Raw genomic sequence first — 25,188 nt, 5'->3', positions numbered from 1 at the left:
CGCAGTCAAGCTTCCAGTTCGAAAGCCCTCGCAAGAAGTGTGGTTAGCTCGTTCAGGGCCTGAGTCGCAGTCTCGTCGATCTGGACACTAACCCGATCAGTCTCTTTTGGGTGTTTCTTTCCTAACGAGAGGACCACATCGTCATCGGGTGAGAGGGAAGCCGAGAGCCAGGAGGTGACTCGAGGAGAGCCGGCGAACCAAGCCGTCGTCAAATCATGCCAAGGGCGTTCTCGATCTCCCTCAGGCGGGCGATCCGGTCCAAACGCTAGCCGTTCTAAGTTTTCAGAAAATGAGCGGAGTTCCTGGGTATCCGATTCTTCAAGCTGGACGGTGACTCGGTGGGTGTCTCCATCCCAGCCCCAGTCCTTCTTTCCAAGCTGAAGAGTTAGCTGACCCGTTGGTGAGCGAGAAAGGGTCGCCCAAGCGCGTCCCTTCCGTCGAAGATCTTGTTGAGCAACAGTCACCCATTCATCCGACTTGTCGAACGATGCCCAATATTCTCCGGGAATAGGGATCTCTAACGAAACAGACGGTGACTTCTCTTGCCAGAGCCATCTGATGACTTCCGGATACCCCTCTGTATCAGACCGCGACGGAAGCGCATAGGGCCAGACGGTCAGTATACCGGAGAGATCAACATCGTACTCGGAGAAATCGTCCTCATCGAGCCACGCAACGCTATAATCATGCTGTAAATAATGGTCAGTAACTGCCTCAATATCTTTGCCCTGATTCCGATACTGAGCTTCTATCGCGATACCTTTTCCATAGGGTTCTCGGGGAGTGTCGAATGTGAGCAAGACATCCGCAATTCGTCCGTCAATGCCGGATTCCAACTCAACTGTCGCGTCGGGGAAATCGTGCTCCAATCGAGCATACGCAATCGACTTCATCTTCATATGCTCGTCCGATTCACCGGTACACTCGCCGGCGTCTATGAGGTCGGCAAAGGTCGCCTGACCGCCAGTTTGCCCCATCTCAGAACGACCCTCCTGTTCGTGGTGCCGAAAATGACGAGAAATGAAAGCAGAACCTCGTTCGTGAGACCGTACAACAGCCATCGGTTGGTCACACGCAGGACAGGTAACAGTCGTGCCGTCGGCTACTTGTGGTGGGATAACCCGTGTTCCGTTTAGAACTCCAAGGTATGGCATCGAAGAGGTGCGTGTATTGGATGTGTTTGTCACTCAAGTATATTGACCATTTCTCCGGTATCCCGTTGTTCGAGAGTTGAAGAAGAGATGGGTTTCCGGAAGTTTCCGGAAGCCTCGCCTTTCCTTAAACACAATATCGGGGTACAGCGGAGGTTTTCAGATACCCAAGAGGACATTACCAGGGGTATTTCCGGAAACAACCCGGTCAGGCTTTTATGACCAGACCCAGAATCAGACTGTCAGAAACAGATGATTCGCGATGCTCGCGTTCTTCGGGCCGGGTTCGTCCCTCGAGAAGTCGAGCATCGCGACGCCGAAGTCAACCACCTATCCAGCGTCCTCGAACCAATCACGAACGGAGAACCCGCCGACACCGCCATCGTCACCGGACCCAGCGGAACGGGCAAAACGTGTATCTCGCAGTTCGTCACCGAGCGACTGCGTGAAGAGGTCCTCGACGTCGAGGCCACCTACGTCAACTGCTGGCGCAACTACACCCGATTCCGGACGCTCTACCAGATCCTCGACGACCTCGGCGCCACCATCGACATCCACCGACAGTCAACGCCGCACGATGAACTCGTCGACCGCCTCCAACAGCACGACGGCCCGCGGACGGTCGTCATCCTCGACGAGGTCGACCAGCTCGAAGACCCCAGCGTCATCTACGATCTCCACAGCCTCCCGCAGTTCGCAATCATCTGCATCGCGAACAAGGAAGAGGAGCTATTCAGCCGCGTCGACGACCGCCTCGTGAGTCGGCTGCGCTCCAGCGAGCACGTCCGGATGGACAAGTACCACGACGAGCAGCTGTACGACATCCTGAGTGCGCGGGCGAAGTGGGGGCTCGACGAGGACGTCATCACCGACAACCAGCTCTACCGAATCGCCGACGCCGCCGCCGGCGACGCCCGTCTCGCAATCGGCATCCTCCGAACAGCCGCCGGCAAGGCTGATCGCGAGAACCACGAGCGCATCACCGACGACATCCTCCTGGACGCCGCCGAGGATGCCCGGGCCCAGATCAAGCAGAAGAGCCTCGATTCACTCACACCCCACCAACGGGTCGTCTACGACATCGTTCGCGAACACGGCCCGGTCGGGCCGAGCGAGATTCACGAGCGCTATTCCGAGGACGTCGATGATCCACGGACGAAGCGGACTATCCGCACGTACCTCTCGAAGATGGAGCAGTACAACCTCCTCGAAGCGGAGGGGACGAGTCGAGATCGGGAGTACTCGCTCGTCGATTCGGCAGCGGCGTCGCCGATGCAGTAACCGTGACCCCGTTAGCTATCAGGAACTGAACTCGCCGAGGCCCGATTGCTCGTGGTCCAGCGGGTCGATGACCTGCGGATCGTCGTTGCCGGGGTTGTTGACTCGTGTCGAGATCTCGTAGGCGGCCAGATCGTCCTTCGGATACGGCTGGCATAGGTCCTTGCGGGTGTCGGGATCTGCGGTGAGCCAGTCGGACTCCGCGTCCTGCGGAAGGACGACCGGCATCCGGTCGTGGATGGAGCTCATCAGGTCGTTCGGATCCGTTGTGAGAATCGTAACGCACGAGATCGTCTCGTCGTTGCCCTCCCAGACGTCCCAGAGCCCGGCCATCGCGAACGCGGGGTCGTCCTCGCGGTAAATCCGGTAGGGCTGTTTCGACCCGCCGTTCGGCGATTTCCATTCGTAGAACCCTGACGAGGGGACGAGGCAGGGGCGGGATTCCCACGCCCGCTCGAAGACACGTTTCTCGTCGGCAGTCTCGGAGCGAGCGTTGATGATGCCCTCCTCGGGTTCATCCGCCCAGAACGGAATCAGCCCCCAGTGGTAGGCATCGATCTCGTCTGGAGCCTCGTTCGTGATGATGTGGAGGTCGTCACCAGGAGCGATGTTGTATCGGGGTGTGTACCCGCCGTCCGCGACGACCTCGGCATCGAAGCGGGCCTCGAAGTCAGCCTGGTCGATGAAGAGCGAGTTTCGGCCACACATACCGAGGAGTTCGGAGGGAAGCATCTTCAACGTGGTCGCACAGGAATCTCACCGTTAACCAACAGATTGTCCCGATAAGCCTGAGTTGTTGGTTAACGACAAGGGGGCGAAGAATCTCCTAATGCCAAACGGTACACCTAAACAAACGATAGAAGAGGTTACACTAACTACGCTCAACCAAAATGACCCACATTCTCGCTGTATCTGACTGGCGCTCTCAACCTCTTGACGATCTCTACACCATTCTCGAAACTGTAGAACCTACTCCAGATCTACTACTGTATGCCGGCGACGACCTTTCACGTTTCAAAAACGCCGATACTGGCACAGATCATCTGGCAGAACTTGCTCGCCTCACGAAGCATCAACAATCGCTCTATGTCCGAGGAAACGACGACTTCCCTCCGTCAACCGGTCCACAATTCGATTCGGAATTTACCACCGACCTCCACAGGACACCATACATCTACGAGGATTTCGTGTTCATCGGCCAAGAAGGATCAACCCAGGGACCTGGTCTCATCACCTATACCGAGGACGACGTCCAGCGACACCTTTCCGAACACCGCACCGCTTGTGAAGACAGAACTCCGATTCTTGTCACTCACACACCTCCCTTCGGCATTCTCGATATCGGGAAGCGATTCGGGCAACAACATATCGGGTCGAAGGCCGTCAGCAGCTTCATAGACGACATCCAGCCCCCAGTCACCGTCTGCGGTCATTGCCATCAATTCGGAGGCAGAGCTGAAACCCTCGAGTACGGCACGGTGATCAACATCGCATCCCACGACGGAGTAGACGACCCTGGAAGGTACGCACTCATCACCATCGACGCCTCGAACGGGTCTATCGAGTACGAGTTCTACGACACTCGCCATCTGCTAGGAAGCCGGCTGACTGATCTCGTCCAGGTCGGGAGAAACCGAGTGGAACAGTTCAGTGAGTTAGGAATCACTAGCCCAGATGAGATTACCGAAGAACGGCGTGCCGATCTCGAAGCCCTCCCTGGAGCCTCGTCATGGCACGTGGACCGGTGGATTGCTCATCGACAGGCGTTCGAAAACGATGAGGTCGTGATTCTAAACAAGTCCGCCTTCGACGACCTTCACGATACGGAGCCTCTCCTCTTGGACATAGAAACGGATCTTCAGCAGGATCGGATCTGGCTGGTCGGCACCTACAGTTACCAGAACGATGCGTACCGACAATTCTTCGAGCCGGACGACGAGTCAGCACTCCTTCAGGAGCTGTCTGAGTACCTTGATGATCATGGCTCCGAGCCGATCATCTACTACGGAGGGAACTACTTCGACGAACAGTGTCTCAGTCGCAGATTCGACGAACACGGCATTACTGAGGGGATCGACCATCTGGAGCGAGCGCACGACCTCGGGATTACTGCCCAACAGGAACTCTTCGGTCCCTTCAATCAGCATAAATTGGATGTCGTAGCGAGCGCACTCGGCTTTGAGTATCAAGACCCAACCGTCGATGGATTTGTGGTCGGGAGCAAGTACACACGATATCTCCTCGACGGCGAAGAACCAGACTGGGATCGACTCAAACAGTACAATAACGACGATGTAACCGCGCTGAGAACAATCGTCGATCACATCAGATCGTAGGCTCGGGAGATATACGGGCCGTCAGCAGAATTACGTGAGGGCGATATCATCGTGGGATCATAGAGTCTTAACCAACAATTGAGCTGTGATCCCCCGGCCTGTTGGTTAATCCGACGATGCTGTCCGCCTTCCTCTCTGGAAACGTTCTCGGAAACGGTCGAACGATGGCAGAAATCCGTTGCCTGAGTCCGGTTCTACATACCTTCCAGCCCTTCCCTGAAACGCGGAAGCGACACGCCGCGGCTTATCGGGAACGTAGACAACTAGTCGAGTATGGGAGAACACTCAACGTCGAACCGATTGGCGGTGGACCAGCCGACACGGGGAGCTGATCGCAATCGGTCCCTTGCTGACCAGGCCGATCCGGCTACGGACGAGATGCTGCTGCCACAGCTTGACGACGGCATCACGCTGCTCGACGTCGAGGGAGGCCGCGGCGTCCCGATCCTGCAGTCACTCGTGCTCGACCATCTCCTCCTGCACGACGGGCCCGCCTTCTGGGTCGACGCAAACGGACACGCGACGACGACGACACTCGCTCAGATCGCGCCCAGTCAACGGTTGCTCAACCGAATCCACGTGGCACGCGGATTCACCGCCTACCAGCACTACGGCGCCGTCTGTGATCTCCCGGCGGCAGTGAACAAGTCGATCCAGATGTCCACCACTGACGCCGGGGCGGCCGGTCAGGGGGAACCGAGTCGTGACGAGGACACGTCGCCCCACACGCCCGCCCTCATCGTCGCGCCCGCCGTCGACGCCCAGTACCGCGCCGACGATACCCTCGGCGAAACCCACGCGAAAACCCTCCAAGCCCGCACTCTCGCCCGGTTGTCGACCTATGCTGAGGGGTACGACATCCCGGTACTCGTTACGCGAAACGAACGAAACGAATTCACCGAGTCAGTCGCGACGGTCGCCGACCACTATCTGGAGTGCGAGCAAACTCGGATGGGCCCACGGGTCGTCGGCGAGGACTTCGAGACGCTCGTCTACCCCGTCGACGACGGCGCGTACTACCAAACGACGTTCGCGTACTGGCAGCAGCTGCTCGCGGCACGCGCCACGCAGGTCGGCGTGGAACCGACGACACCGGCGCCGTCGACGCCGACTCCGGAGAGTGTCGGGACGGGCGTCACAGCTGACGGTGAGACGGTGTCGGCTACCGCGGATCCCTTGCTCGATGCGTGGACCGCGACCGGGACCGGAGGACGATAACGATGGGGCGCACGAACCCGACGTATCGCGATGCGCTGCGGGCCATCGAAGAGCGCTGGGCGGAGTTCCGGCGGGCGCTGCGGCGTCGCGACCAGCCCCGGTTCGACCGGCTGTTCGAGTACGCCCGCGAACACGCCGACGCGAGCGGGCTATTGAATCACCAAAACCCACTCCTGCCGGCGTTGCTCAGCATCGATCTCGAACAGGAGGCCCGCCTCGACCACCACGAGGAACGCCTCGAGGAGCTCGAAGCCGCGGTCGCAGCACGCGATGACCAGGAAGCCACTCCACCGGACGCGAACTCGTGACGATGCCGTTCAGTATCGACTTCCTCGATGACGATCGCGTTCTGGAGTGGGAGGCAACCGCCGACGGCGCCGTCGCGACCGAGCGCGATGACTACACCCCACGCTTCTACGTCGCCCCTCGCGACCCTGACGCCGATCTCGATCTCACGACTCTCCAGTCGGTGTACGACCAGCACCCGGACGTCGTCGCGACCGAAATAGTTGCGCGACGGCCCGACTTTCGACGAGACGAGGAGGCCGTTCTCGCTGTCGACGTCGCCCACATCGACCGCGTCACCCCACTCGCCCGGCAGGCACGCCAGCTGTCGGCCTATCCAGTCGGGGATCTCGCCTGCTTCAACGTCGACTTCTCGCGGGAGTTCCGGTACTGTCTGGAAGCCGGCGTTGATCCGACGCCGGCGAGCGAGCTGTCGACACTCCGGCTCAGAGTTCCGGTGACCGACACGAGCAACGATGTCTATGGGGAGCTGTCCGTTGCCGGCGACACCGTCACCGGCTCGTCGACGGATATCCTGACCGCCGTCCAGGGGGCGCTCGACGCACATGATCCGGACGTCCTGGTCTGCTCGACGAGCGAGATCGTCCCGACCCTCCACGAGATGGCGACGGACGCCGGCGTCGACGACTTCTCGTTGAGTCGGTGGCCAGACGTCGACTACCAGCAGCTTGCGAGCCGGTCGACGTACTCGAGTTACGGTCGCGTCGGCCACTCGCCGGCGCGGTACAACGTCCCCGGCCGAGCGATCATCGACGAGTCGAACACGTTCTTCTACGGGGAGACGAACCTCAACGGCGTCCTCGACCTCGTGTCGCGCTCGAACAAGCCCGTCCAAGAGCTCGCGTGGGCGTCGATCGGGAACGTGCTCACGGCGATCCAGATCTGCGAGGCCCACGACCGCGGTGTCCTTGTCCCGTGGAACTCCTGGCGTCACGAGTTCTACAAGCCGATGGGAACGCTCCACGACGCCGACCGCGGCGGTTTCATCTTCGCGCCCGAGGTCGGCCTCCACGAGAACGTCCATGAACTCGACTTCTCCTCGTTGTACCCGAACATCATCTGTACTCGGAACGTTTCGCCGGACGTCATCCGGTGTGACTGCCACAGCGACCGCGACGACGTCCCCGGCCTCGGGTACTCGATCTGTGACGACCGGGGCTACCTCGTCGACGTCCTCCAGCCGATCATCGACGCCCGCGACGAGATCAAGGCGGTCATCCGTGGCGAGAAGGAACGGGACGACCCCGACGAGGACCGACTGGCAGAACTCGAGGGGCGGTCGGGAGCCCTGAAGTGGATCCTCGTCGCCTGCTTCGGCTACCAGGGGTTCAGCAACGCGAAGTTCGGCCGCATCGAGTGCCACGAGGCGATCAACGCGTTCGCTCGGGAGATTCTGCTGACGGCGAAACAGCGGCTGGAAACCGGGGGTTGGCGCGTCGTCCACGGGATCGTCGACTCCATCTGGGTGACCCCGGACCCCGACGTCGACGACGAGGACCGCGAGAACCTCAAGACGCTCGCGACGGAGATCACGGAGCGCGTCGAAATTCGGCTGGAACACGAAGCTCACTACGACTGGGTGGCGTTCGTGCCGCAGCGCGAGAGCGACGCCGGCGCGCTGACGAAGTACTTCGGGAAGGTCGCCGGCGACGACGATTTCAAGATCAGAGGTATCGAAGCCCGGCAGCGCTCAACCCCGTCGTTCATCGAGGACGTCCAGCGAGACTGTCTCGATCAGCTCGATGCCACGCGGTCACCGGACGCGGTGCTCGGACGACTCGAACGAGCGATCGATGAACTGCAGGCGGGCAACGTAGCAGTGAAGCGGCTCGTCGAGCGGAATCGTGTCTCCAAGCCGCTGGAGGGGTACTCTCAGAATACTCAGAACGTGGCCGCCTTGACGCGAGCTCGCCAGCAGGACCTGGCAGTCCACCCGGGCCAAGATATCGAGTATGTGGTCGTCGACGACGAGAAATCCTCGCGAGACCGGGTCGCCCTCGCCCACGAAGCGATCGAGACCTACGACGCCTCGTACTACGAGACGCAGCTGGTCAGAGCTGTCGAGAGCGTGCTTTCACCGCTCGGGTGGGATCGGAACGACATCCGACGAGAGCTCAACGGAACACGTGTAGTCGGTATCACGGACTGGACCTGACGAACCCCCTCCCCCCTTTTTCGAGTTGTAAACTTGTGGTGGTGGGGAGGGGGTGAACAGCAAGAGAGGTTCCAAAACAGCCAATTGTGACGAATATACACGATAGAGAGGTTGAGTGTCTAATATTCTAACTTGTGACTAGGAATGCGAAAGTTTATGTTGTACGTTACCTTACCGCAACCGCACTAGAGACAAAGAAAACATATCGTCAAGCTCAGCTAGACGATTGACATCTCGGGAAGTAGATGACTTCCTCATCTCGTCCGTGGTTCTGATTCCGTGTACTCTCCCGTCTCGACGCCTCTATGCCAACTTCAGTTACCTCAACTCTCGCTACGCTACGTCTTGGATGGCCTGTTCCCCCGCGACTTACAACTCGAAAAAGGGGGGAGGGGGTGAAACATTCGAGATCACCAAAGTAGCTTCACCAGCAATCATGTCCAAAACCCGGTATTCCTCTCATTCGTGAACGGGTCCTACGAGCGTCGTTCTTTTGCGACCATTCCGGTGCTTACTACTCGAAAACGGGGAGTGTGAGAAAGACCGTTTCACCCAGAGCATCATTCACAAAATCCGGATTAATTGGATTTTGCTCCGAGACCCACCTCGACTCACTTCTCGTTACAACGCGAGTGTGGGAGAATCGAACCAGGTGTGTTACCGCCCCTCAACGTCTTACAACTCGAAAACGGGGGGTCTGGGTCATCAAGGAGGTTCGACGATAGCGTCCTTCGTCGAACCGTTACAACTCGACAACGGAGGGCGATAGATTCCGAAGACGGTATCTGACCCATTCAGTGGATATGGGGCTGTAGTCGTTAGATAGCCTGTTTTCGCCCGGTTACAACTCCACAAGGGTCCATATTTTTATACCCAGAGTTCGAGGGGGTTCATAATGGGACGAGAGGGACGTAAAGCAGGATCGAATAATCCGGAAGGTGAGGAGGATCGTGAATCTTCTGCTGGCGATCCTGAAACTTCTGAGTCGACGGATGAGGAGGTGGCATCTCTTGGCACGTCACAATCGACCTTCGAGAACGGATCAGATTCCGCCGATTCGTCTCAAGAAGCAACTAACGGCGACGGTGGCGGCATCTCAATTCGTGATCGGCTCCAAACCGAGTCGTCCGGTGGCGTTTTCGCGAACAAAGACCTCGTCCGGTCAGATACCATCATCGACGAGGATCGTATCGTCGGTCGTGACGACCAGCTGGGCCGTGTCGTCGACAATCTAAAACCGGTTCTCCAGAATGAGGGGATTCCCGATATGCTCCTGAGTGGGCCATCTGGAACGGGGAAATCGCTCATCATTCATGCAGTCTGCAAACAGATCGTCGAACTATGTGAATCCCAAGGCAAGACATTCGGGGTCCTCTCTATCAACTGCGAGGGACCGAAGACTGCAGATCGGGCCGTCTACCGGTTAGTGAAAGCTGCTGCCGACGACCTCGGTGTCGATCCTGGCGTTCCCCAAACCGGCGTCTCAACGGATCAGAAGCTCGAGCGACTGTACGAACTCATGCGAGAGTATTACGACGGAGTCATCTTCATCCTCGATGAGATCGATATGCTCGAAGGGCCGTATCAGGAAGCAGAGTACAATTCTCTCATCTACCAGCTTTCACGGGCTCGAAAACTCGCCGACTTTGATGGTCCCATCTCGCTCACGACGATCACGAACTACGCCGACTTCATGAAGGACCTCAACAGCCGCGCACAGAGTTCTTACAACCCTGACGATATCTTCTTCGACGATTACGATGCGAACCAACTCCGTAGTATTCTCCGCAACCGGCGGGACGCCTTCAAACCAGACTCTCTTGCAGATGACGTTGTTCCGCTTGTTGCTGCGTTCGGATCCCAAACGCACGGGGATGCACGGAAAGCGATTGATCTCCTCAGATGGGCTGGCGAATTAGCCGAGCGGCGTGGGGCTGACACGGTTATCGAGACTGATGTCCGTGATGCTCAGGAGAAGTACACCGAAAACCGCAAGCTCCGCCATATAAGCGGGATCTCTACTCAAAAGAAACTCTCCATCTACGCTGTGGCGGCGACTGCTAACTACGCAAGAGAACATCCTGAGTGGATCCCTGCTGGACCTGCGTTCAAGACGTACCAATTCATTGCTGATACGATGGATGCGGATCAGTACAGTCGCGAGACATTCGTCAATCACGTCACTGAGCAGAGTACGTACGGTGTATTGGACTTCGAGAGACGGGGTAAGGGTCGAGGTAGAGGAGTGCATATGTATTTCTCCCTCTCTGAAGATCCGGAAACGATTATGGAGACGATTCGTGAGGATTCTCGGTTCGAAGATCTAGCTCACGAAGAGGCGACTATCAGCGCGGTTGTCCGCGAACGGCTGAAGCAATTCCGGAGTAAGAACTAATCTGGCCCGTATCCTCCCCACACTTACTTCTCGAAAACGGGGAGTGTTCGTATCCCGCGTGATGCGTTACAACTCGAAAATGGGGGGTGTCAGTCGCCGGGATGTCTCGTTACTACTCGAAAACGGGGGGTGGGTGACCGTAGAAATCCGACGTTCTATTGGATGTGATGTGCCGTCTCCGCGCCCTCTCCCATTTACAACTCGAAAACGGGGAGTGTCCTCCTGTTCGAGTTCATTCGTCTGGATTGACTGGGCCTTTGTATTTGGAGGTCACCTTGTCGCCTTCCCTCCATTGCCAGTAGTAGTAGCGATTGTCGTTGATTTCCTTGATCGTAATCGTCGCTTTGGCAGGGACACCGTCCGGGAGATCGTCTGGTCGCTCTTCGACCTCGTCTTGATCTGCCGACTCCTCGAGACGGGCCTCTCGTTCCTTGTGCTCGGCGAGTGCTTCAGCGTACGTCGCAACGTCTCGGAGCTGCTCCGGGTTCGATTTATTGAGCGTGTTGACGATCTCCGTCGGGAGGTTCGCCGGTGGGGTCGGGGGTTCGTAGGACATCGGCTACTCTCGTGTTAACCAACACGACCCGCGAATCCATAGTTATGTTGGTTAAGTCGGTGGAGAGGGTTCTCGCACCTGCTGGATGTAACACTACTCGAAACTTCTTTATATACGAGTTTCGTGCAATGTTACACCGTGCTCCGGCGCATTGAACTTGAGGTCCTCGCCACGGTCGACCGCGGCGACACGATCTCCGAGCTCGCGGCGAAGCTCGACCACAGCGAGAGTTACCTCTCTCGTGCCGTCGCCGACCTCGTCGAGAAGGGGCTCGTCTACACGGAACGCGATGGCCGGCGAAAACGAGTCGTCCCGTCGGATGCTCGCGCCGTCGAACTCTATCGAGACCTCGTCCGCCAGCACTCCCACATCGAGTTCCCCGAACTGCTGACCGGGAAGGCACTCGAGGTGCTGTACTACATCGACCAGCCGCGAACCGTCTCCGAGATCGCTGACCGGAGCGACAACTACCGCAACACGGTCAACCGTGTCCTCAAGCGGTTTCGTGACCGTGGTCTCGTCGGGACGGCCGACGGCCGCTATGACTTCAACGCCGATTTCGACCGCCTCCACGAGTTCGCCCGGGAACTCGCACACCATCTCCATCGCCAACGCCTCGAAGCCGTTGCCCCGAAGGGGACGATTCTCTGGGAGGACTACGACGAATTCCTCGCCCAGACCGAGACGGAGATTGACGCGGAGGCGTTCCACGAAACCGGCCTCGCTCGATTCGCGGCCTTCGGTCTCCAGTTCCTACTCACTGGCCATCGATACTACGTCTACTCCGAGGAGATCGACGCCGTCTCGCCGGCGGAGCTGTGTTGTCACACGCTGTTGATCAACGACGGAAGCCGCCACCGCTCGTACTGTCTCCTCCTGCTCAGCCACGTCGACGTCGACGAGGAGGATCTCCGAGAGCAGGCGGCGAAGTATGGCCTCGAAGACAAAATCGACGCCTTGCTTCGCTACCTTGAGACGCACGGCGAGGTCGACGATGCCCGGCTCCCGGCGTGGGACGAGTTCCAGGAGCTGGCTGCTGACTACGAGGTGCCACTACCACAATGAGACCAACATTCGGACGTGAGTACATCGAGAACGAATTCCAGCGAATCGGGGACGGGCTATCTGAACCGCTCACGGTATACCTGATTGGTGGTGGTGCGATGTCGCTGCGCGACCTCAAGGGGGCGACGAAGGATATCGATCTGGTCGTCCCGGACGGCGACGCGTACGGCCAGCTGTGGGGCGTTCTGATGGATCTCGGGTATGCGGAGGTTCAATCGCTGGATCCAGATTACCGGGCGCTGGGGGCGACAAGCTGCGTCGAGAACGATGATGGATGTCGCCTCGACATCTTCAACCAGCAAGTCGCGAACAAGCTCGTGCTCACTGATGGGATGCAAGAGCGCAGCGAGCCGTTCCTCGATACGGACCGACTGACGGTCCGGCTAGTCAGCAACGAGGATATCTTCCTGTTCAAGGCGATCGCCGGCCGCGACGACGACATCGAGGATATGAATATGCTCGTGCAGGCCGGCCTCGATTACGACGTCGTCCGGGATGAACTCGAAGCCCAGATCGAACGCCTGGGTGACGATCAGTTCGCCACGTTCGCGAACGAGGCCCTAGTCGAACTCGAGGAGCGGTATGGGGTGACCACGCCGATCGAGGCCCGCGTCCAGGAGCTCACGAATAGGTACTACCGGGGGCTCGAAGTCCTCCAGGCACTCGACGAGCCGATGACCGTCGACGAACTGGCCGCCGAACTGGAGCTAGATATCGACGAAGTTCACGACCGGATCGCGTATCTCTCAACGTTCGACCGGGTTCGTTGGGATGGCGACACAGTCCGTCCCGTGGAGTAGCTAAATCACGACCCTACGGGGAAGGAAGGCGGCCGTCTGGTCGGGGAACGCGGCCCCGTTTGATCTCGTGATCGACGCGACGCAGGTGCTTACAGCCGCCTTCGGGTGAACGCTGTTGCCAGTCGGGACAGGTACACGATTCGTCGACGACGTCGACTTCGTACCTGTTACCGGATGCGGACTGCACCTCGTAGCGGCCACCTTTCGAGAGGAGTGAGACGTCCATCGCTTCGGCGACGGCACGCTTCGTGCGGGGCTCGAGATCGTCCTTCGACTCTGCGTTCTCGTCGACGACCAGTCGGTCGCGAACGTCGCCCGTTCGGCCACCGTCGGGAGCGACGGCTTCCGCAGGGCTACTGAGCCGCTCGTGGAGCACTTCCTCCACCGGATGGTCTTCCGGCCACAGGTAGTGGACCTCGCGGCGCTCGCGATGGTCGTAGGAGCCGCACGCGGCTGCACGTCCGGTCCACACTCGCCAGGCCCCGAGCGCGGCCATCACGTCGACGATGTCGCGGGGAACCGTCTGGTGGTCGTCCGGGAAGAACACCCGGAAGCGTGTACACGCCTCCTGGGGCGGGACAGTTTCCCACCAGTCTTCGCTGGAGCCCCAGCTGTCGTACATCGCCTCGTCGCTGCCGTAGCCGACGGTCACGCCGTCGATCGGCGTCCAGTCTGCTGGGAGGTGGTCCGACTCGCCTTCAAGCACTCGGAGGACGGCGTATCGAAGGTACTCGTGGGCTTGGTTGTCTGTGGTTCGAGCGACCTGGTCGTGTTGCTCGGCAACGTGCTCGGCTTCCTCGAGGACCGTCGTGAGATAGGGTTCAGTCATCATTCGACGGAGGTCTGAATGCGCCTCCGCCCCTCCGCGGGCGCTGAAAAACTTAACCAACAGAGCGGAAGGAATCCATCACTCTGTTGGTTAACTAGATTAGGACGAAGATTCGCTTTCGAGCACTTCGATGAGCTCTTCTGCTGTGGAACTGATCCGTCCGAGCCGCTCGCGAACGACCTCGGGATCGTCCGACTCCCACGCAGCGAGGTAGAAAACCGACTTACTGGTGCTGAAAAAGTATCTTTGCTAATAATGCCGAAAACTGGTTAATTCACCGGCATACAGGGCAAGAGATGTTCCCTGAGCCCTCCTCGACAGCGAAGGAGAATCCGCAGTCACTACACGTCACTTGGTCTGTTTCGATAGCCAGGTGTGGCGAGGGGGTGTTCCGGTGACCGAAATCGATATCGTCTGTATTCGTTTCGACTTCGATGAAATCGCTTGATCCCGTACCGCTGAATGCGTCTTCAAACATATCTGCGAACTGGTCCTCCAGCATCTGCCTCGCCTCATTTTCTGCAACAGCATTCCCGTACTCTGCCTGTTCCTCTGTGAGAAACTCGTCGAACTCCGCGATCCAGTCACAGTATGGACACCGGAGATTCAGATAGTGTTCTTGTTCGTAGGTCTCTCCATGGATCGTGAACTGACCGTCACAGCTCGGGCATTGACGGGGAAGCATCCCGGCCTCGTCGGTGGGTAAATCGATGTTGGCTACCATATCCGTCATACGACCACCGTCCCGTTCTGCCAAGCGGCCGTAAACTGGGACTCAATGGATTCCCGATTGATTGGTCGGAGCTCAGAGGCGGTGTGCTGCGTATCACCGGCGTCGTGGAACGAGTGACCCCATGCCCAACCATCCTCCCGGTCACGTATGATGTAGCGGTCATGGAAATCCCAGTCGCTGTCCGAGAGATACCGGACCTCGATATCTGAGTGCTGCTGCGCAAACTGGGATACGCGCTGCTGGTAGCCCCCTCCAGTCACGCGATCCGTCGTCATCACTTTGATTTCGACGCCGTTCGGCACGTGCTGGAGCAGATCATAGAGGCCTTCACGGGCGTACCGATCGATGATAATCACCTCGTCTCGCGCAAGTTCCACGAAATCCCGGAACAGGTGCTCAGCTTGTTGCGACTCGTTAGGGCCAATCGAGGCCTGCCGAAGTGATCGGTGCGTCCCTGTCCGCGGAATTTCGACACCATCGTTCCGATATGCTTCGAACCGATCTGCACCACGGTCTGTGATCCTGGCGCCGTGGTAGAAGAGTCCGCCGCCCCCTCCGTGCGTCTCGATGAGTCGCTTCTCCTTCAGGTACCAGATGTTCTGGTCGACGAGCGTTTCATCCCCAATTTCGTCAATTAGTTCGTCTCGCTCGGCGAATACTACCCCGGTGTTCTCTCGATCAAGCTGGTACAATTCCTCTAGGATGTCGTACCGGGTGTTGCCGTCGATGATGGTTTCGCACCCGTCTTCGTGCAGTTTCTCGATCCCTGCCGCAGTAATCTGGATTGTGCTGATTCGCTGCCCTAGTGCCCCCTGTACTTCGACGTATTCTCCATCGATTCGCTCCGCCACATAAGCCACGTCGTCCTGCTCGTACTCCTCCAATGCCTCGTACAATCCATCCCCTGTCAGGCCACGGTACTGCACGTCTTTGAACTGATCATAGAGCGCTTTCAGAATCTCCCGCGCTATTTTCTCATCTTGTTGCCCTAGTGATGACATCGTTTCGTCTAAAATACTTAGACCACATATCATTTAAAATCGTGCTGCAGCGACCGGCGGCAACGCAGCTGTTACGAGAAGAACTAGTACAGAAGCAAACGCCGCCTCTCTCTACCTCTTCAACACCTCATCAAGGCCAGCTTTTTCGATCAATAGGAGTGCCATTCCGCCAAGGAATACGATCCCGATTAGGGTACCAAGCAACCCGAATACGGGATGGATTACTGTCGAGATAATGCTGGGAGCCATCCAAATCAGGACGATACCAGATAGGACGAACCCCATCGTGTAGCGGATGTTCCAATTTTTTGCCGAGGTGTAGATCCCTAAGAAGATAACAACAAGCATGAGCAGGTACACCAGTCCTGCTACCACCGGCCCCACGAACTCCTTGATGACCACGACGATGATGAAAACGCCCACCGGCGGCACGAAAACCTCTTGGACAGCTCGTCCGACTCCATCAGTTCCCGTTGGTGCCGGCATACAATCTCATCTAAAGTGCCGAGTGACAAAAACAGCCACCCGATACGCTGGCAACACAAAGCGGTACTGAGTCTAATAACAACCGAACAGCGGAGTACCGGATCGAGTGCTGGTTAATTCCTCAATTTTCGAGTATCTCGACGATTTTCTCTGCTGTGGTACTAATCCGTCCAAGCCGCTCGCGAACGACCTCGGAGTCGTCCGACTCCCAGGCTGCGAGGTAGAACGCTGACCCACTGGTGTCGAGCCCACAGTACCGCCCGACGACGTACGCGACGGCTTCGGCCTCGACTTCGCGTTTTGCCCGCTCGGTGTCGTCGTCGACGTCGAAGTGGAGCAGAGCGTGGGCGTACTCGTGAATCAACGTCCGCGCAAGGTCGGCCTCGTTCTCCCGATCTCGCACCTCGACGAGCGGTTGGACGTCGACGAGGCTCAGTTGTTCGCAGATGCCCTTCGCCTCGCCGTGGGTCCACTCCTCGGCTGGGACGATTCGCACCGTCACGCTGAGGTCGTCAGCGGCGGCAGTCAGCTGTTCGACGAGGTCGCCGGCGTCCCCAGTCGCTGCCGTGTCCAGGTCGGGAAGCGGCTCGCCCTCGGTCTGGGAGACATCGAACACCGGCGCGGGCTTGAATCCGACGAGGCCCTCGGACCACTCCTCGGGCGGCGTCTCGTCGTACTCACAGTCACTGTCCTCGTGGTAGCTCGGCGAGTTCTCGCACTCCGGGCACTGCTTCGTGATGATCGGCGCCCAGATCCAGATGGCCGACTCGCCCTCCGTGACGTGACGATCGAACTCCTCCTGCCACGTCCGGTAGCCCGCAACCCGGCTCGCCTCGGGACACTGCCGCTTGATGAGGAGCGTGTTCCGGTAGGAGTAGTCGTGAAAGCGACTCTGGACGTCGAGCCACTCTTGGAACTCCTCGCTCGCCTGCGCGTCGTCAACGCCGGCGACGAGCTCGTCGATCCACTGTTCGATGGTGCTGTTCATCTCGTCGTCTCGCGTGTCGGTCTCCTCAAAGGAAACCGACGAGTCACTGGTCGTAGCCATTGTGTTCACCGAATCGGGTTTACCACGATTGCATCAGTTCAGAACGCGCCGCATCCCTCTGGGGCGAATAAAAAATCGCCCTCTTGGTTAGCGGAGTTCGTGGGTCTCGTCAGCGAAGCCGACCGTGACGAGGTACTCGAGGAACTCGTCGAATCGATCGACGTCGCTGGGCGTGTCGGTCGCTAGATGACGCGTCCACTCGATGGCCCACCTGAAGGCGGGATCCGTTCCACCCTTGCCATGGATGTACCACCAGCGAACCGCTTTGAGAACGACCAGGGGGTTCGTCGGCGGCTGTTCGCTCGCTAGACCACGGGTGATCGACTCGATTTCGTCGGGGACATCGGCGGGATCGATATCCCCGGACTGGGTGTTCGAGATATCGATTGGAATCTCATCGACTGAAACGTCGTCTGCAGTTTGTTGCTGACTCACGGAAAGTCACCTCTGGACGAAGGTTCACGACCGAGCCTCCGCCCTCTCCCGGGGCTCGAAAAACAGGTCGCTAAGTCACGCCGGCGGAATGTAGACGCTCTGCTCGCCGGCAATTTCCTTCAGGTTGTTCCGGTGACGGTGACTGAAGTAGCACTCGTAGCTGCAGTATCCACAGATAGCGCCGGTATCATATTCGGCGACGTACGGGCCGCGGCGAGTTCGCCAGACATTCGCCCCGCACTCGGTACAGGCGGCGCCCACGAGGTCGGCAGGACTCGGTCCCTCGTACTCGACGTTGAGCCCCTCGTCTTGCGGTGTCGATTCGGGCCAGATTCCGTGGGTCCTCCAGAACTCACGGACGCGAGCGAGGCTGTGGCGCACCGTCTTTCGTACGGTGACGTGGTCGGCGTCGCGACCGCTGTCGTCCCAGCCGTCGGCCGTCCAGAATTCACCGAACTGTGCGCCACGATGCAACCCGTTCCAGTCGACGCCGACGATGTCGGCCGGTGGCTCGTCAGTGAGTGTCGGTCGGGTCAGCTGTCGAATGGCGTCGAGCTGCTTGGGTGGACTCCCGCCGAGGATGTGGACGCGCCGCCCTCTCCAATCGGCTGGGTCGGAGAACTCGTGGGCCAACCGGTCAGCATAGCCTCGCGAGTAGCCAAGGACGAGGTTCTCGGGTATCGCGTCGATCACCGCCCGCGACTTCGGAACGACGATGAGCTGGGCCTCGGGATAGCTCGCTTGGATTTCACGAGCAGCAGCGACGTGGGCGTCGACGTCGTCGAGTTCGTCGACGTCCCCGATGACCCCGACCTCTGGTTCGTACTCGTAGAAGCGGTCGATGAACCGCTCCAGATCGGGATTCCGAAAATCGTTGTCGAGCATCCCGACGAAGAGGCTGAGGTTCTGATACTGCGTCTCTTGGTACCCACAGTCCTCGCGAAATCCGGGGAGAAATCCGAGGGCTAGAGCATCGCCGACGAACGGAGCTCGATGCAGAAACGCCACATAGTCTGCTTGTCTGGCGGCGGCGATTTCGCGGGTGGTGCTGGCGCTGGAGCTCAGATCAAGGGACATGATTAGGCTCGCGAGGCCGCTGCTGGCTGCCCCGCACCCGTTCAGGGGCCTGAAAAACCGGGGTACAGCGGTTTAACCAACAATAGGGAATTAATGCGGAATATGTTGGTTAAGCACAGGGCTTACTCTTCGTCCTCACGCAGCTCTTCAGCCTTCCACTTGAGCCGGCGCAGGATCTGCGTCCGATTCTGGTGAGCGTTCTCGTAGGCAACACACTCTTGGAGGGTTTCCATATCCGGGATCGTCGCGATACCGGCCTTGATCAATCGGTAATTCGGTGCTTCAAGACGTTTCTCGGGTGGGAATTCGTCGTCACTCCCGTCGCTAATCGTGGACTGTTCCATCTCGGTTGGCCTCCACCCCTCCAGGGCGAGAAAAACAGAACAGACGACTACGTCACCGATGTGGCGTCAGGCCATCGCCTCTTGGAACCGCTCACGAAGCGCGTCCTCCCCCTCTTCGAACTGGTCGACCTTCTCCTGCAGATCGTCGCTGACGCGCTCGATGTTTGAGAGCCCCCGTTCTCGCCCGCTGGTGATGCTTGTAACCTATCGGCGCCTTCTGCCTCCGGATGTTACTATAGAATCTGGGACAATAGACTCGATCGGATGTTCTTGCCTTTCGGAAAACGAACTTAGGTCGGATTTGGAATTTGACTCTTCGAGAGCTTTTCGATTACATCTCGTCCAGACAGTAGCTGTACCTCTACACCTTTTGTTTCCATAGCAGCCCGCCTTGCGTCCTGAGTAAATCCAGACGATGTTGCGACCACGCAGACATCTGCGCCTTCTTGTACTGTCGCACCGATTGCGTTTCGGACCTCTGGACCAGACACGTTCCCGGCCCCGTTAGGATCGTAGCGTTTGGCCTGAATAGCGATTGTTCGCCTGCCGTTGCGTGCAATAGCGTCAATTCCTCTATCTCCCGATTGCTGTGTGACCTGGACGTCGTATCCATTCTTTTGATAAAGCTGTCCCAGAACCTCTTCAAACTGCGTTGGCGTTAATGAAAGCAGATCCGATGGCTGCCACGTCGAGTCAAGCTGGGCCATTACTTCATCCCTGATTGATTTGATGCGAGTGTAGTCGTTAGTGGCGCGGGCTTGGTCAACCCGATTCTGGACATCAGTCGGGTCGATAGAACTGTGAGACAAGTCCGTAGTTGCGAACATCTGTGCCACTTCCTGCTCGGCGACCCATGCCTCTGCCTTCACCATCGCCTTCTCGATGGCATCTAGATCGCCCTCCCGAACCGCATTACAGGCGTCCTCGATCGTTGTATCCTGTGCTTGGCCAGCTGATAAGGGATGAGACGACCCACTGTTGCTTCGTAGTGGTTCGGTCTTAGCTGCGAAATCTTCAACCGCCTTTGCTTGCTCGCAGAATTGATCGAGAGTTCCTTCAGTCAAGATGGTATCAAGACGTTCCCAGATCGCTGTTGGCTCAACCACTTGGCTATCGACACGAACAGCCAGCTTACTTTTCGCCGAGTCTGCCGGACTACTACTGGGCTGACTCCACTGTTCGACGGTTGCTCGGGCGTCCTCGAATCGATTTATCTCTGCAGCAGCCTGTTCAAGCTGGTCATCTTCCGAGGACGGAAAGTCAGCAAGGGTTTGGTCAAGCAGCTTGGCCCCATCGTAGCTTTGGCCACGAATTCTAACTTCAAAGCCAATATCAATCCCCGTAAGCACGTCATTTAGATCGCTCGCGGTTGCGGGATCGTTGTCACTCCACGTCTGGGCTGCGAGTGACCGAACCTTTGTCCTTGCAACCGGTAACTCCTCGAAAGGAAGTCTTGAGAGCGTCTGGTCCAGTACTGCGAACTGTTCCAGCCTCTGACTCCAATCCTGAAGATTCTCACGCGGAGCTGCTTGAATAGCCTGTTCAACTGGTGATCCCGCGCTGGCTGTAGTCTCTGTGTCGAACTTGTCGTCGAGTCTCTGTGCTTTGGAAAGGAGATCCTGGCGCCATTGTCGATCAGCGTAGCGTTGCACCGGTTCGGCGAGACGGTTACGAACCGACTGGTTGAACGTCGGTAGTGTTGCACCTAGGAGAACTATTGCAGCGAGCAGTCCCCATGCCCGTGGCCGTTCCCAGAACGGTCGATATACTGTGTAGGTTCGAAGTATCTCAAAACGATTGGTTCCAGCGTTTGACGCCGCGTAATAGTATAATGTCGCCTCCGTAGGTCCGACCCCTTTCGGTGCGATTGACGCTGGCAAGTGTAGTACTCGTTCGAACGTCGCGTATTCGCCCTGCTCGTATGTGGAAGTGTTCGCAAAGAGGACTGTCCCCTCTCTGGCCGCCCGTTCGGGTCGCCATGATGTCGGTGCGGCGATAACGGCGACTTCAAGCGGTGCTCTTGGCGGGCTCTCTGTGTTGGCATATGGATTCCCCCACCCGGTCTGCATCCGTATCCGGACACTTCCGTTTGTAGCGACGCCAGTTGTCGGAGTCGTGATTTGGATATCGAAAGTCCCGTACTCGGTTTCTCCTCCTGTAGTCGTATATTCAAGCGGTACTGACGTTGAGCGCGTTACAGGATCAACTTGGTCAAACGTCCCCGTAACGGGGACTGAATAGACGAGCAGACATAGTCCGAGGACGACGAGGATAGCCCGTGTCGCTTTGAAAGGAAAACCGGGTAGGTATTCGGAACGGTCCGTGGGGATATCCATATCTGATTATTATCTGATTACCAGAGCAGTCTGGTAATTCTGGCGGTAATAACTGTGCTTGGGTCACGAATCACTCCTCCCGGTCGTTGTATCGCTCCAGTTCGCGCCCGATTTTCTCGAGCGCCTCGACACCACGTTCGAGGAGCTGGTGGGTGGCTCGCGCCAGTCGAAGTGTCTCCATCAGTGCTCCCCCTCCGGGGGTTCGATGAGGTCGTTGCTCTCTTCGGCGAGTTCTCGGATTACCCGTTCCACGTCAGCCTCCTCGATAACCGTTCGATGTGCGAGCGGGGCAGGATATGTACGGTCGCCCTGGCTACAGAGAACGACAAGCCATTCGTCGCTTCCATCCCCGAGCACGATGTAGTGGTCGCGATCAGCGCGCTGGAAGACCCGCCGGTCCGGGCGAGAGACGGTTCGCCAGTTCTCGGGGAGCGTCGGCGACGGCCGTCCGCCATCGGCGAGGGCGACGACGTCGTCGGTAAGGGTCGCCATCGCGGCGTCGATTTCCTCGCCGGTGAGGTGCCAGCACGCCGCGGCCCCGTTGCACTCCAGCTGTGAGATCACCTGATTCCGGAACGCGATGTAGTGCTCACGGGCGACCTGCTCATCGTCGTAATAGTCGAGCAGGAGTGCGCACGCGAGCTGGGCAGGCCCGCTACCACTGTATCCCCACTCGAACCCGCTCGGACTGTGGTTGACGAGGTCCAGACTGCGCTCGAGGGAGAGTCGCCGATGTTCCGAGAGGTTCAGCACGACGGCTTGGCCGTCGACGCGGAAGCCTACGTACTCGACTGCGTCTCGGTGAGACTGTGCGGGCGATGCTACTGGAACCGATTCCGAACTGGCCATAGGTACATTCCCGTTCATCGTTGCTCGCGGGTGGTTCGGTGACCCCCGCACCCCCTCTGGGGGTTCAACAAACAGGACGGCGTAGCGTTCGGCAACGTATTTGGCAATTGCACGTACTGTCCACATAATTGAGGATGGCTGTACTGGACGAGCTCTCGGGGTTCGAGTTTGAGGACGTGATGGAGGACGTGTTCCGCAACCTCGGCTACGAGAACGTCCGCCAGGCCGACCGAACCGCTGACGAGGGCCGCGACGTCCTCATGGAGGAGGTCGTCGACGGCACGCGGCGTGCGATCATCGTCGAGTGTAAGCACACGGGGACGGTCGGGCGGCCGGTCGTCCAGAAACTCCACTCGGCGATCGCGACGTTCGACTTCGACGGCCCCAAACGCGGAATGGTCGTCACGACCGGCCGGTTTACGAACCCGGCTCAGGAGTACGCCGACCGCCTCCAGCAAAACGACGACCCACACCCAATCGAGTTACTCGACGGCGAGGACCTCCGGGAGATCGCCGACGAGATCGGCCTCGACCTCTACAACGGGCGCATCGAGATTCTCTGCGACGAGACGCTCCGCCCGTACGCCCCGGCCGCCGACGTCGACGCGGCCGTCGCGGAGGCGTTCCGCGACATCGAAAACATCGAAGCCGCCGATCTTCCAGAACCGCATTCGTCGGTGTCGTTCCGCCCGGTGGTCGCGGTCACCGCGGACACGAACGCCATCTTCGAGACGTCGGTGGGTGTCATCCATCGGATCAACGACCGGACGCGATTCGTCGCCCACGCCGAACGCGGGCAGCCGCAGGTCGTCGACGAGGACGTCGGGACGCTGGTCACCGAGAATCTCCACGCGACGGTCGATCTCGACGCCGAGCAGTTCGGAGAGGTGTTCGACGACGTCGAGGAGCGGCGGTTCGGACAGACCCAAACGGAGTACAAGGAGTGGGCCGTGGACCGCCTCCAGCACCACCACACGACGACGGTGACCTACACCGGTGACAACAACGTCACGTACAACAAGACCTGCGAGCCGAACCGCTCGGACATCTCCGTCCAGTCGATTGAGCCGGTGTACCTCCCCGTGGTTCGGCACACCACCGACATCCAAGCGTACACCTATCCATACGAGTACTACGCGGCAGGCCCGTCACGAGTGACCGCCGAGGACGGCATCAATCGGTGCGTCCACTGCGAGACGAGCGGCCTCGACGAGACGTACACGTACTGTTCCAACTGTGGGGCCATCGCCTGCCCCAGCCACACCAAAACGGAGCGGCTGGAAGGCGAGCCGGTCTGTACGGGCTGTGCAGTCACCGAGCGGTTCGCGCTGAAGACGAAGTACTTCTACGACGACCAGAACCTCGAGGCGTTCCGCGAGGAGTACGCCGACATGCCGCTCCACGAGAAGGCGATGGAGAACAAGATACTGGCCGGGGGAAGCGTGGTCGCGACGCTGCTGCTCGTCATCGGCCTCTTCGTCATACTCGGGGTGATCTAGATGTCGTCGGTAGCCGTCAAAACTCCGCGAGACTCCGGTTCTGTGCAGGTGTCGTCGCTCTCCCAATCTGGATGAGTTCGAACTGCGCCAGATTGACATCGACGGCTTCGCCGATCTGGTTCCGAAGCCCGTTATCCAGCGATGCGACCTCGATTGCCGTTAGTGGCCGCTGAGTCAACGCGTAGCTGCTCGCCAACCCCGTTGGTCTGATAGCGAGCACGGAATTGGATGGTGCGTCTCCGAGCGCACACTCCGCATCTCGGTGGGTGTAAACTCTCGCCCGCAACTCTTCCACCGGCAGCAACGCAACTGCGTCCCCGTAGTCGAGATATCCGCCTGCATCGAAAAAATGCCCTATACTCATCAATTTATACTTGGTGATTACCTCTACTTATTTCTTGTGCTGGCCGAAGGATTATTCGCCGCGAAGCCGAGGGCTGGGATAATGGGACGAGACCTCTACGTCTGTACCGCGGGTGATCTCGCAACGCGGTCAATTGCGTCACAATCACCTGATGCCACGGTCGCTGCGACCACTGACTGGCTTGAGTTGGAGGGATATGATGTCGCACCCGTAATCGACGGAGAGACAGTTGTCGGATATGTCAAACTCGACCACCTGCAGGAAGCAGCGGCCGACGATCAAATTGCAGCCCACACGAGCCCAGTAACACTCGAGGAGATCATCAGTACCGACGCCACGTTCGATGAGGTACTTTCGGCACTCTACGAGGCCCCGTTTTATTTTCTGGGCGGGCGGAATCGGCTGACGGGCATCCTGACGCGTGCCGACCTGAACATGTCGCCGGCGATGATCCACCTCTTCGATCGCATCACATTACTCGAAGAGCGATTCCGTGAGCTCGTTCTTGACGAGGCCCCCGACTGGAAGGATCGTGTACCCCTCGATCCGGATATTGTGGAAGATATCGAAGAGAGACACGCTGACGCCCGCCGATCAAACATCGAACTCAATGAAATCCATTACGCCCAGTTCTCAACGCTTGCGACAATCATCAGCAGTATCGAGGCCTGCTGGGATGCCTGTGACTTTTCGAGTGATCACCGAGCGTCGAGCCAGCTTGACGATTTGACCAAGTTGCGAAACTCCGTTGCTCATTCCCAACTGATCGTTCAGCACACTGGCGAGGGGTTGGGAAAGGGCAGAACGATCGGGTCCGTAGAGCAGACCTACACGACACTCACGGACTGTCTGGATGCTGTTTCAACGTAACTACGGACAACCACAAAAACACTCTCGAAGAACTACCTACCTACCTTCGAGACTTCT

24 protein-coding genes and 1 pseudogene are annotated in these 25,188 nt (G+C 58.5%); 10 read left to right on the top strand and 15 right to left on the bottom strand.

All coding sequences use genetic code 11. The annotated features are described in order from the left end of the window. Positions 1 to 5: 5 nt before the first annotated feature. Complete coding sequence (locus tag MUG96_RS23315) at positions 6 to 977, bottom strand: competence protein CoiA family protein (protein WP_246989591.1); 972 nt, start codon at positions 975 to 977, stop codon at positions 6 to 8. Between the two features lie 426 nt (positions 978 to 1,403). Here MUG96_RS23315 and MUG96_RS23310 point away from each other — a divergent pair, with 426 nt between their 5' ends. After that, positions 1,404 to 2,432 carry a Cdc6/Cdc18 family protein gene (locus tag MUG96_RS23310; RefSeq protein WP_246989590.1) on the top strand — a complete coding sequence of 343 codons (1,029 nt, stop codon included), beginning with the start codon at positions 1,404 to 1,406 and terminating at the stop codon, positions 2,430 to 2,432. Positions 2,433 to 2,450: 18 nt separating this feature from the next. Here MUG96_RS23310 and MUG96_RS23305 read toward each other — a convergent pair whose 3' ends face one another. Continuing rightward, a complete protein-coding gene (locus tag MUG96_RS23305; RefSeq protein ID WP_246989589.1) occupies positions 2,451 to 3,137 on the bottom strand; it encodes an SOS response-associated peptidase in 687 nt (228 codons plus the stop codon). 182 nt (positions 3,138 to 3,319) lie between these two features. Here MUG96_RS23305 and MUG96_RS23300 point away from each other — a divergent pair, with 182 nt between their 5' ends. The 5 genes from MUG96_RS23300 (at position 3,320) to MUG96_RS23280 (ending at position 10,839) form a co-directional block, all read left to right on the top strand. Further along, positions 3,320 to 4,765 carry a ribonuclease H-like domain-containing protein gene (locus MUG96_RS23300; RefSeq protein ID WP_246989588.1) on the top strand — a complete coding sequence of 482 codons (1,446 nt, stop codon included), beginning with the start codon at positions 3,320 to 3,322 and terminating at the stop codon, positions 4,763 to 4,765. Between the two features lie 273 nt (positions 4,766 to 5,038). Beyond that, positions 5,039 to 5,983 (top strand): hypothetical protein, encoded by a 945-nt coding sequence (locus MUG96_RS23295; RefSeq protein ID WP_246989587.1) that lies wholly within the window; start codon positions 5,039 to 5,041, stop codon positions 5,981 to 5,983. Between the two features lie 2 nt (positions 5,984 to 5,985). Next, positions 5,986 to 6,291, top strand: coding sequence for a DUF8156 family protein (locus MUG96_RS23290; protein WP_246989586.1), 306 nt, complete (start codon positions 5,986 to 5,988; stop codon positions 6,289 to 6,291). A gap of 2 nt (positions 6,292 to 6,293) precedes the next feature. Next, complete coding sequence (locus tag MUG96_RS23285) at positions 6,294 to 8,444, top strand: type B DNA-directed DNA polymerase (RefSeq protein ID WP_246989585.1); 2,151 nt, start codon at positions 6,294 to 6,296, stop codon at positions 8,442 to 8,444. A gap of 895 nt (positions 8,445 to 9,339) precedes the next feature. Next, entirely contained in the window at positions 9,340 to 10,839 is a 1,500-nt protein-coding gene (locus MUG96_RS23280; RefSeq protein ID WP_246989584.1) for a Cdc6/Cdc18 family protein, read from the top strand. A 232-nt stretch (positions 10,840 to 11,071) separates the two neighbouring features. Here the strand turns inward: MUG96_RS23280 and MUG96_RS23275 are convergent, their stop codons facing one another. Next, a complete protein-coding gene (locus MUG96_RS23275; RefSeq protein ID WP_246989583.1) occupies positions 11,072 to 11,395 on the bottom strand; it encodes a DUF6788 family protein in 324 nt (107 codons plus the stop codon). 138 nt (positions 11,396 to 11,533) lie between these two features. On the opposite strand from MUG96_RS23275, the gene MUG96_RS23270 reads away from it, so the two are divergent. Next, positions 11,534 to 12,460: a helix-turn-helix transcriptional regulator gene (locus tag MUG96_RS23270; protein WP_246989582.1), complete on the top strand. Its 927-nt coding sequence runs from the start codon at positions 11,534 to 11,536 to the stop codon at positions 12,458 to 12,460. Then, entirely contained in the window at positions 12,457 to 13,260 is an 804-nt protein-coding gene (locus MUG96_RS23265) for a DUF6036 family nucleotidyltransferase (protein WP_246989581.1), read from the top strand. Before MUG96_RS23270 ends, MUG96_RS23265 begins: the two co-directional genes overlap by 4 nt. 13 nt (positions 13,261 to 13,273) lie before the next feature. Here the strand turns inward: MUG96_RS23265 and MUG96_RS23260 are convergent, their stop codons facing one another. From MUG96_RS23260 to MUG96_RS23215, 11 genes and pseudogenes are all read right to left on the bottom strand, one after another. After that, on the bottom strand, positions 13,274 to 14,089 hold the full coding sequence (locus tag MUG96_RS23260; protein WP_246989580.1) for a hypothetical protein: 816 nt from the start codon (positions 14,087 to 14,089) through the stop codon (positions 13,274 to 13,276). 99 nt (positions 14,090 to 14,188) lie between these two features. Further along, a pseudogene (locus MUG96_RS24370) lies at positions 14,189 to 14,320 on the bottom strand (DUF955 domain-containing protein); the annotation flags it as partial. Positions 14,321 to 14,363: 43 nt separating this feature from the next. Then, positions 14,364 to 14,813 (bottom strand): hypothetical protein, encoded by a 450-nt coding sequence (locus MUG96_RS23255; RefSeq protein WP_246989579.1) that lies wholly within the window; start codon positions 14,811 to 14,813, stop codon positions 14,364 to 14,366. 5 nt (positions 14,814 to 14,818) lie between these two features. After that, complete coding sequence (locus MUG96_RS23250; RefSeq protein WP_246989578.1) at positions 14,819 to 15,823, bottom strand: phospholipase D-like domain-containing protein; 1,005 nt, start codon at positions 15,821 to 15,823, stop codon at positions 14,819 to 14,821. Between the two features lie 111 nt (positions 15,824 to 15,934). Beyond that, positions 15,935 to 16,309 carry a DUF8216 family protein gene (locus tag MUG96_RS23245; protein WP_246989577.1) on the bottom strand — a complete coding sequence of 125 codons (375 nt, stop codon included), beginning with the start codon at positions 16,307 to 16,309 and terminating at the stop codon, positions 15,935 to 15,937. 121 nt (positions 16,310 to 16,430) lie between these two features. Continuing rightward, a complete protein-coding gene (locus MUG96_RS23240) occupies positions 16,431 to 17,357 on the bottom strand; it encodes an ArdC-like ssDNA-binding domain-containing protein (protein ID WP_246989576.1) in 927 nt (308 codons plus the stop codon). An 87-nt stretch (positions 17,358 to 17,444) separates the two neighbouring features. After that, complete coding sequence (locus tag MUG96_RS23235; RefSeq protein ID WP_246989575.1) at positions 17,445 to 17,792, bottom strand: DUF8013 domain-containing protein; 348 nt, start codon at positions 17,790 to 17,792, stop codon at positions 17,445 to 17,447. 75 nt (positions 17,793 to 17,867) lie between these two features. Continuing rightward, the gene (locus tag MUG96_RS23230; RefSeq protein ID WP_246989574.1) at positions 17,868 to 18,869 is read right to left on the bottom strand and encodes a DUF6610 family protein; all 1,002 of its coding nucleotides are present in this window, start codon (positions 18,867 to 18,869) and stop codon (positions 17,868 to 17,870) included. Positions 18,870 to 18,991: 122 nt separating this feature from the next. Then, positions 18,992 to 19,213 (bottom strand): DUF8129 domain-containing protein, encoded by a 222-nt coding sequence (locus MUG96_RS23225; protein ID WP_058984724.1) that lies wholly within the window; start codon positions 19,211 to 19,213, stop codon positions 18,992 to 18,994. A 290-nt stretch (positions 19,214 to 19,503) separates the two neighbouring features. Then, positions 19,504 to 20,865 (bottom strand): restriction endonuclease, encoded by a 1,362-nt coding sequence (locus MUG96_RS23220; protein ID WP_246989573.1) that lies wholly within the window; start codon positions 20,863 to 20,865, stop codon positions 19,504 to 19,506. A gap of 864 nt (positions 20,866 to 21,729) precedes the next feature. Beyond that, entirely contained in the window at positions 21,730 to 22,416 is a 687-nt protein-coding gene (locus MUG96_RS23215) for a DUF6166 domain-containing protein (RefSeq protein WP_373222137.1), read from the bottom strand. A 116-nt stretch (positions 22,417 to 22,532) separates the two neighbouring features. Between MUG96_RS23215 and MUG96_RS23210 the strand changes: the two genes are divergently transcribed. Beyond that, positions 22,533 to 23,897, top strand: coding sequence for a restriction endonuclease (locus MUG96_RS23210; RefSeq protein WP_246989571.1), 1,365 nt, complete (start codon positions 22,533 to 22,535; stop codon positions 23,895 to 23,897). A gap of 16 nt (positions 23,898 to 23,913) precedes the next feature. On the opposite strand, the gene MUG96_RS23205 is transcribed toward MUG96_RS23210, so the two are convergent. Then, the gene (locus tag MUG96_RS23205) at positions 23,914 to 24,261 is read right to left on the bottom strand and encodes a DUF8165 family protein (RefSeq protein WP_246989570.1); all 348 of its coding nucleotides are present in this window, start codon (positions 24,259 to 24,261) and stop codon (positions 23,914 to 23,916) included. Positions 24,262 to 24,342: 81 nt separating this feature from the next. Here MUG96_RS23205 and MUG96_RS23200 point away from each other — a divergent pair, with 81 nt between their 5' ends. After that, positions 24,343 to 25,131 carry a CBS domain-containing protein gene (locus MUG96_RS23200; RefSeq protein WP_246989569.1) on the top strand — a complete coding sequence of 263 codons (789 nt, stop codon included), beginning with the start codon at positions 24,343 to 24,345 and terminating at the stop codon, positions 25,129 to 25,131. Positions 25,132 to 25,188: the final 57 nt, after the last annotated feature.

The organism is Halorientalis marina (assembly GCF_023028345.1).
Classification (GTDB): Archaea; Halobacteriota; Halobacteria; order Halobacteriales; family Haloarculaceae; genus Halorientalis; species Halorientalis marina.
This window is presented reverse-complemented; position numbering and strand designations above follow the sequence as displayed.